Origin of the sequence: Trueperella sp., from assembly GCF_043424875.1 — a bacterium.
GTDB lineage: Bacteria > Actinomycetota > Actinomycetes > Actinomycetales > Actinomycetaceae > Trueperella.
The window spans coordinates 1-7,907 of record NZ_JBHWPL010000072.1; the positions used below are offsets into that span (position 1 = coordinate 1).

Below are 7,907 nucleotides of genomic sequence, written 5' to 3' on the forward strand. Positions count from 1 at the left end.
TGCCCGGAGGAATTCGCGCCCCGCCAGTCTTGGGGCAGGGCGTAATCGGCGCGCTGAGACTCAACGAAGTCCGCGTATTCGACCGACTCGCGAATCGCCTTCGCCTCGCGCAGCTCGGCTTCGATGTCACGGGAGGCGGGGATAACGTCAATGACGCGATCAGCGAGCTGGGTGATCGCCTGCCTGTGCGCAATCACGACGACGGTGTGCCCCTCGGCTTTGAGGGTGCGCACAACGTTCGTCACGTATTCTTCGCTCATCGCGTCAAGATGCGCCGAGGGCTCGTCGAGGATAACTATCTTGCGCGACGAAATGAGCGCGCGGGTCAGCGCAAGGCGCTGGCGCTGACCGACCGACAGACCAGTTCCGCCGTGGCCAATGTGCGTATCCCAGCCGTCGGGCAAATGATCGACGACGCCGTCAAAGCCGGTGAGCTCTGCGGCTCGGCGGGCGCGTTCTCCCGTTGCGCCCACGTTCTCGCTGACGGTGCCAGGAACGATCGCAGGGCGCTGTGGCACCCAGGAAATCTGATCCCACCAGGCGTCGCGATCGATATGTGACAGGGGCACGTCCCCGACGTAAACCTCGCCCTCGTCGGCGGCCAGAAGACCGAGAAGCACGTGGACCGCCGTCGTCTTACCGGATCCGGACGGCCCCCGCAGCGCCGTGATCTGGCCGGGCTCGATCGTCGTCGTGAGATTGGCGGGGGCGACAGTGGCTCGCGCGGGCGCGTAGACGGACACGTTCTCGAAACGAATCGCGGCCTCGTCAAGGTTCGGAACCTCGGCGGTGCCGGTGTGCTCGTGCGCCGGCGTCTCGAGGATCTCGAAGACCTTCGCGGCGGCCGTCACGCCATCTGCAGACGCATGGAACTGAGTGCCCACCTCGCGAAGCGGCTTGAAGATCTCCGGGGTCAGCATGATGACGATCAAGCCAACCTCGAGGGGGATCGAGCCGTCGACCATGCGCAAACCGACGTTGACGGCAACGAGCGCGGTGGACAGGGTGGCGAGGAATTCGAGTGCGGCGCCGGAGAGAAATGCGACGTACAGGGTCTGCATCGTCTTTTGCGCGAAACGCTTTCCGAGGCCCTCCACGCGCTTTTCCGGACCGCCCTCGCGGCCTAGACCCTTGAGGGTGGCGAGTCCAGCGAGAAGGTCCAGAAGCTGTGCGGACAGCTGCTGCATCGCGGCGAGGCGCTGGTTGGAGTAGCGGGCCGTCATCTTGCCAATGAGGATCATGAAGATCGGGATGAGAGGCACGCAGAACACCACGAACATCGCTGAAATCCAGTCGTAGGTGGCGAGCAAGACCGTCAGCGCCGGGGCGGCTGTGACGGTGAGGAACAGTTGGGGGAGGAAGTTGACGAAGTAATCCTCGAGGTCATCGATGCCGCGAGTTGCGAGCGTGACAGTGTTCGTCGTGTTACCGGATGCCCAGCGCTCGCCGAGATTGGCGGCGTGGTTCAACACCTTGCCGCGCAGATCCGTAATCACCTGAACGGCTGAGCGGTGCCCGAAGCTCTCGCGGATATAGAGGAAGGCGAATCGGAGCGCGAAGACCACCACGAGCCAGCCAATGAGCGGAAGCACCTCGGCCGGAGTTGCTTCGCCATAGAAGACGGGGGAGGCCGCCTTGGCGATGAGGACGATCTGGATCGCGATGAGCGCCGCGTCGACGATACCGAGGAGAACGAGGAACCCGATGTAGACGCGCGTCGTACGGGCGTACTGCATCAAACGAGGATCAAAGGGTTTCACAGCACCAACTTCCTTGAATAGATCAATATTCTAGGCGCCCACGAGGAGAAAAGAGAACTCACAGGGCCATCGGACGCGATACAAGAGTGCCGGGCACGAAAGAGCCGGGCAAGAAGAAAGGGAGCGTGAAACTTTCACGCTCCCTTTCTGGATTAGCTGACGTTAGTCCGCGAACTCGCGAATCTTGTCAGGGCGCAGGCCAGCCGGCTCGTCCGAGATGTTCTCGACGCCGAGGCGGGCGGCGAACTGCTTGTAGGACCATGCCATGTAGCCCAAGACGATCGGCACGAAGATCACGGCTGCGATGAGCATGACCGAATGGGTCGGGCCCGTGGCAGATGCCTGCTGCAGCGTGAGGTGGTAGGCCGGGTCGATCGAGGACTTCATTGCGTTCGGCCAGAAGGTCGTGAAGACCCAGATCACAGCGAAGGCGAGGCCACCGAAGGACATGAAGAACGCGGGGAGATCCCGGTTCTGCTGAGCCATCAGCGTGGAGCCAATGAGCATCACAGCTGCGATGAGCAAGGGGACCCAACCGATCGCGTTCTCCGAGTAGGCGAGCTGACCCCAGATCGCCCAGACGGCCGTGATGGCCGTGGACGCGAGGGAGAGCTTCTTCGCCAGATCGAATGCACGCTTGTGGTAGTCACCCTTCGTCTTGATCGCCAACCACAGCGCGCCATGCGTGAGGAAGAGGGCGAGGAAGACGATGCCTGCCAGGATCGTGAACGGCGTGAACAGAGAGACCAATCCTCCCGTGAGGAAGTGCTGATCGCCTGCCACGAGTGCGGCGTCGACGCCGGCGGGATCGGCCGGGATGAACTCGCCGCCACCGCGCTGGGCGTAGTGACCAACCTGAATCTCGGTGCCCTGAACAAGGTTTCCGAATGCCACGCCCCAGACGAGGGTGACGAGCCAGGCGACAGTCGTGTGGAGGGTATCCCACAGCTTGCGCCAGCCGTCGGAGTTGATCTTGCCGCGCCACTCAAGTGCCGAAATTCGGACGATGAGGAAGACGAGGATCAAGATGAGAGCCATGTACATGCCCGAGAACATCGTGGCGTACCACTCGGGGAACGCTGCGAAGGTTGCGCCACCGGCGGTCAGGAGGAAGACCTCGTTACCGTCCCAGTGGGGGCCGATGGTGTTGAGCGTCAGACGACGTTCCTTTTCGTTCTTCGGAACGATCTTCAGGAGCATACCGACGCCGAAGCCGAAGCCTTCAAGCGTGAGGTATCCGATCCAGAGGACCGCGATGAGGACGAACCAAATAATTTGCAGTGCTGAAAGATCCACAGTTCCTCCTAGTAAGCGAAGCTAAGCTTCGTGTCTTCCGTGACGTCTGCGGAGTGGGCGTCCTCCAGCAGGAGCTTGTCTGCCGGGTTAATGCCTTCACGGACGTAACGAACGATGAGTCGGAACCAGACGATGCCCAACGCGAGGTAGAGCAGCGTGAATGTGACCACCGAAATGAGAACTTCTGCGGATAGGACGTTTTGAGACACGCCGTTTTCCGTCAAGAGATGCATCATCTCGCTGGCCGTCAGATCGCCTTCGCGCTCGAAGTTCGGGTATACGACCCATGGCTGACGACCCATCTCCGTGAGGATCCAGCCGAACGAGGACGCGATGAACGGGAAGGGGATCGTCCAGACGAAGACCTTGGCGATCAGATCGCTATTGATCAGCTTGTCCTTACGTAGCAAGAACAAGCCCAAGATACTCAGTCCTAGTGAGGTGAATCCGAGGCTCATCATGATGCGGAACGAGTAGAAGGCAATGAACGGATTCGGCATGTAGTCGACGTTGTCGCCGTACACCTCATTAAACCGCTCGTCGAAGTTTGCCTGTACTTCCTCGACGCCCATGAGGTAGGAATCCTCACCGGAGAAGGAGTTGGTCACCATGAACGACTCGAGACCGGGAACGGGGAGCGAGACGATGTTGTCTGCTTCGAGCTCCGTGCCGGTCATGATGAGTGCCAAGTTGTGACCCTCGCCTGATTCGGCGATACCCATCGCCGCGATCATCTTCGTTGGCTGGATGTGGTACATATGCTGGCCGATGAAGTGACCGGAGCCGATCACGAGGATCGCTGCGCCTGCAAGGACCTTCAGGCCAAACTGTGCCGACGGCTTCCAGAACTCGCGAGCCTCGACTTCGTTGTTGTTCTTCAGCGCGCGAACGATCCACCAGATCGAGATGCCGGAGACCATGGCGCCAGCGACCATAAAGGACGCCGTGAGTGTATGGAGAACTGCGTAAAGGGTTGTCGCTGAGGTCAGGACTTCGATGAAGCCAGTCATGCCATCGAGCTCTGCTCGGCCAGTCTCCGGGTTGTATACGGCACCGACCGGGTTCTGCATGAATGAATTAGCGGCAAGGATGAAGTACGCCGACAGATTGGTGCCGAGCGCGACCATCCAGATCGCTATCGTGTGTGCCTTGGCGGAAATTCGGCCGCGGCCGAAGATCCACACGCCGAGGAAGACGGACTCCATGAAGAATGCGAGGAGTGCTTCGAAGGCGAGAGGGGCACCGAAGATATCGCCAACGTAGCGCGAGTACTCCGACCAATTGAGTCCGAACTGGAACTCCTGGACGATACCGGTTGCCACGCCGAGTGCGAAGTTAATGAGGAGGACCTTGCCGAAGAACTCCGACATGCGTAGGTACTTCGTGTCCCCACTACGCAGCCATTTGGTCTGCATGATTGCCACGAGTGGCGAAAGTCCGATGGTGAGCGGTACCAAAATGAAGTGGTACACGGTCGTAATACCGAACTGCCACCGTGAAAGGTCTAGGACATCCACGTGTGTCACCTTCCCGAGTGTGTTACCTCGAACCGTGCAAGTCCGAGTCTCAGCCGAAACTGATGTACTTGAATGTCTCACCTGCTCATCTCTGAGCACGCTGAGAGTTGGATTCAGCTTACCTCACGCCTTTGTCGATCTGCGTCTCTAAAGTCGGAATAGTTCCAGAGTGTGAAAACTCATCTTCCTGATCACGGCACCATTGACAGAAATGAGGGGACTAAGGTCCCGAGCCGAGAGTTTGTAGTGAATGCGATAGACACGTCACTGACACTGCTCGCGCAATGTGCAACAATAGGAGGCGTGAACCGAGCGTGCATCCGCTCGAGGAACTTGCTTTGTGCGCCGCTGACGCGCTGCAGCCGGGCGAGTTCGAGATGAAGCTTCCGCGGCGAGAGCCGCGACTACTCACGGTAATTGCGCAGATGCACGCAGTTACCGGCTAAGGGATTTCCTATGGCAGAAAGTGCCGAAAATAATGAGGGCGCACCAGTTGCGCCAATGACATCGCTCCTTTTCCAGGAGCCAGACATGAGCCGCGCCGTTCGTTCGCGCCGTGCTCGCCGTGAAGATTCGCGCGATGAGTCCACACAGGAAGAAGGTCGCAAGGGCTCCGACACGGGAGACAAGGGTAACGATTCGAGCGGGAGCTCTCAGGACAACCGCAAGATGAACACCGCGTCCGATTCCGACGACGACGGCGCCAGCCGCAAGCGCAGGCGCGGCAAGCGCGGCGGTCGCAAGAACAACGACGACAGCCAGCAGGATTCGAACGACAAGGCCGAGAACAACGACGCCGATGAGTCCGCAGACGACTCTGACACCAAAGGTGGCTCGTCGAAGCAGAGTCCTCGCACCCGTCAGCGCAATCGCAAGTCAGATAAGGCTGACAACCAGAGTGACGACAAGTCGGATAACAAGGATTCCTCGAAGTCCGAGGAGAAAGAGGACGGCCAGTCCACGACAGTTCGCCGGCGCCGGCGTCGTCGTTCTTCCGACGACTCGAACGATGGCGTGACCGCACCGAAAGGCTCGACGCGCCTGGAGGCAAAGAAGCGCCGCCGCAGGGAAGGCCGCCGCGCCTCCCGTCGTCGTACGACCATCACCGAATCCGAGTACCTGGCGCGACGCGAGGCGGTGGATCGCTCGATGCTCGTGCGCGAGCAGGACGGCCTCAACCAGATTGCCGTGCTCGAGGACAACGTGCTCGTGGAGCACTACGTGGCTCGCCACACCCAGACCTCGATGGTCGGAAACGTGTATCTGGGCCGAGTTCAAAACGTGCTGCCGTCGATGGAGGCCGCGTTCGTGGACATCGGCAAGGGCCGCAACGCCGTGCTTTACGCGGGCGAGGTCAACTGGGACGCCGTGGGCATGAACGGCAAGCCGCGCAAGATTGAGGACGCGCTGAAGTCGGGCGATGCCGTGCTCGTGCAGGTCACGAAGGATCCGATCGGGCACAAGGGCGCGCGGTTGACGGGTCAGGTTACCCTCGCTGGTCGCCACCTCGTACTCGTGCCAAACGGTTCGATGACTGGCATCTCGCGCAAGCTTCCGGAAAAGGAACGCACGCGCCTGAAGAACATCTTGAAGAAGGTCGTTCCCTCCGAGCACGGGGTCATCGTGCGCACGGCCGCCGAGGGCGCCACGGAGGAGCAGTTGCAGGGCGACGTGGATCGCCTCGTGAAGTCGTGGGCGGACATTCAGGCGAAGTCGAAGTCGTCGAAGAACGCCCCCTCGATCCTCAAGTCCGAGCCCGAGCTCGCTGTGCGCGTGGTGCGCGACATCTTTAACGAGGACTTCAAGGAGCTCAAGGTCTCCGGCGACGACGCGTGGTCGACCATCAGCGAATACGTCGAGGAACTTTCGCCCGAGTTGGTTGATCGCCTCGAGCACTGGACCTCCGACAAGGACATCTTCGAGGCAAGCCGCGTGGATGAGCAGCTCGCGAAGGCATTTGACCGCAAGGTCTTCCTGCCCTCGGGCGGATCGCTCATCATCGAGCGCACCGAAGCGATGACCGTCATCGACGTCAACACCGGCAAGTTCACCGGATCGGGTGGCACGCTCGAAGAGACCGTGACCCGCAACAATCTCGAGGCTGCCGAGGAGGTCGTGCGTCAGCTGCGACTGCGCGACATCGGCGGAATCATCGTCATCGACTTCATCGACATGGTTCTCGAGGAAAACCGCGATCTCGTACTGCGCCGACTCATCGAGTGCCTCGGCCGCGATCGCACCCGCCACCAGGTGGCTGAGGTGACTTCGCTCGGCCTAGTCCAGATGACTCGTAAGCGCGTGGGCCAAGGCCTCGTGGAGGCGTTCTCCACCACGTGCGAGTGCTGCAACGGCCACGGCTACATCACGCACGCCAACCCGGTGGAGCGTGGTGAAACCGAGGAGCAGAACCCGCGCACTAACACGCGCAGGCAGCAAAAGCAGAAGTCGCAGTCCACTCAGCAAGATGCCGATTCGAAGCACGACGAGGTTCGGGCCGCACTGGCCAGCATCGCCGCCGCCGCGTCATCGAAGCACGATGGCGACAAGAGCGACGACGCGCAGACCGACGACACGCCGGCCAACGAGACGCCGGCCGATGATTCGAACGGCAAAAAGCAGGGCGAAACCTCGAGCCGATCCCGGCGGAGGAAAGACTCGTCGCGCAACTCGTCGGGCAAGGGCTCGGCGGACAAGGATTCGGCGGGTAAGGACTCGGCGCCCAAGGACTCGTCCCACAAGGGCTCTCAGAAGAACAAGCAGCAGGGGAGCCCGGCACAAAAGGACACGGCTCAGCAGGACGCGGCTCAGCAGGACAAGGCTCAAGAGCCGGATAGCGCGTCGCAAGGCGCGCCCGAGCAGGCCGACGCCAAGCCGAAGCGTGAGCGCAAGCGGCGCGTGACGTCGTCGGGAACGATTACGACGAGCACCTCGCCGAAGTCGCACATCATGTCGTTCCCTGCGAAGAAGACAGAGGAGCCGGCGGCGAAGGAAACCGAGTCCACCGGGGCTGAGGCGCCCGAGTCGAACGACGCGGAGAAGGCTGACGAAAACTAGGAATTGGTACAGGTCCGCAGGGCGGCGACGCGCCGGATAATGTGGCGATCGTCGCCCTGCCAAGACTTGTTACCACCGGGTGATCTCAGTAAACTTGTAACTCGGCGCAACGAGCGTCATAAATTTTTCCAAGCACTGAAGTGCACCAAATCGACAGAGATGAGCTGAACGTGGTTTACGCGATTGTGAAGACAGGCGGCCGCCAGGAGAAGGTGTCCGTCGGATCTATCGTGGTTACGAACAGGATTGAAGGCGAAGCTGGCGACACGGTCGAGCTTGA

The 7,907-nt window shown here is 60.8% G+C and carries 5 protein-coding genes; 2 read left to right on the top strand and 3 right to left on the bottom strand.

All coding sequences use genetic code 11. The features are described from left to right. The 3 genes from cydD to ACHFFR_RS06630 form a co-directional block, all read right to left on the bottom strand. Positions 1–1,736 (bottom strand): thiol reductant ABC exporter subunit CydD (gene cydD / locus ACHFFR_RS06620; protein WP_394263475.1); only part of this gene is annotated, 1,736 nt, incomplete at its 3' end. Positions 1,737–1,922: 186 nt separating this feature from the next. Continuing rightward, on the bottom strand, positions 1,923–3,056 hold the full coding sequence (gene cydB, locus ACHFFR_RS06625) for a cytochrome d ubiquinol oxidase subunit II (RefSeq protein ID WP_394263476.1): 1,134 nt from the start codon (positions 3,054–3,056) through the stop codon (positions 1,923–1,925). Positions 3,057–3,064: 8 nt separating this feature from the next. Beyond that, on the bottom strand, positions 3,065–4,573 hold the full coding sequence (locus tag ACHFFR_RS06630; protein WP_394263477.1) for a cytochrome ubiquinol oxidase subunit I: 1,509 nt from the start codon (positions 4,571–4,573) through the stop codon (positions 3,065–3,067). 501 nt (positions 4,574–5,074) lie between these two features. Here ACHFFR_RS06630 and ACHFFR_RS06635 point away from each other — a divergent pair. Both ACHFFR_RS06635 and ACHFFR_RS06640 read left to right on the top strand, forming a co-directional pair. Then, the gene (locus ACHFFR_RS06635) at positions 5,075–7,627 is read left to right on the top strand and encodes an Rne/Rng family ribonuclease (RefSeq protein WP_394263478.1); all 2,553 of its coding nucleotides are present in this window, start codon (positions 5,075–5,077) and stop codon (positions 7,625–7,627) included. A gap of 170 nt (positions 7,628–7,797) precedes the next feature. Then, positions 7,798–7,907, top strand: a 110-nt coding sequence (locus ACHFFR_RS06640; RefSeq protein ID WP_394263479.1) for a bL21 family ribosomal protein, incomplete at its 3' end; no start/stop codon positions are given.

Excerpts from the sequence above, each read along its gene's own strand:
- ACHFFR_RS06635 (WP_394263478.1), top strand. The coding sequence starts at position 5,075 with ATGACATCGCTCCTTTTCCAGGAGCCAGACATGAGCCGCGCCGTTCGT.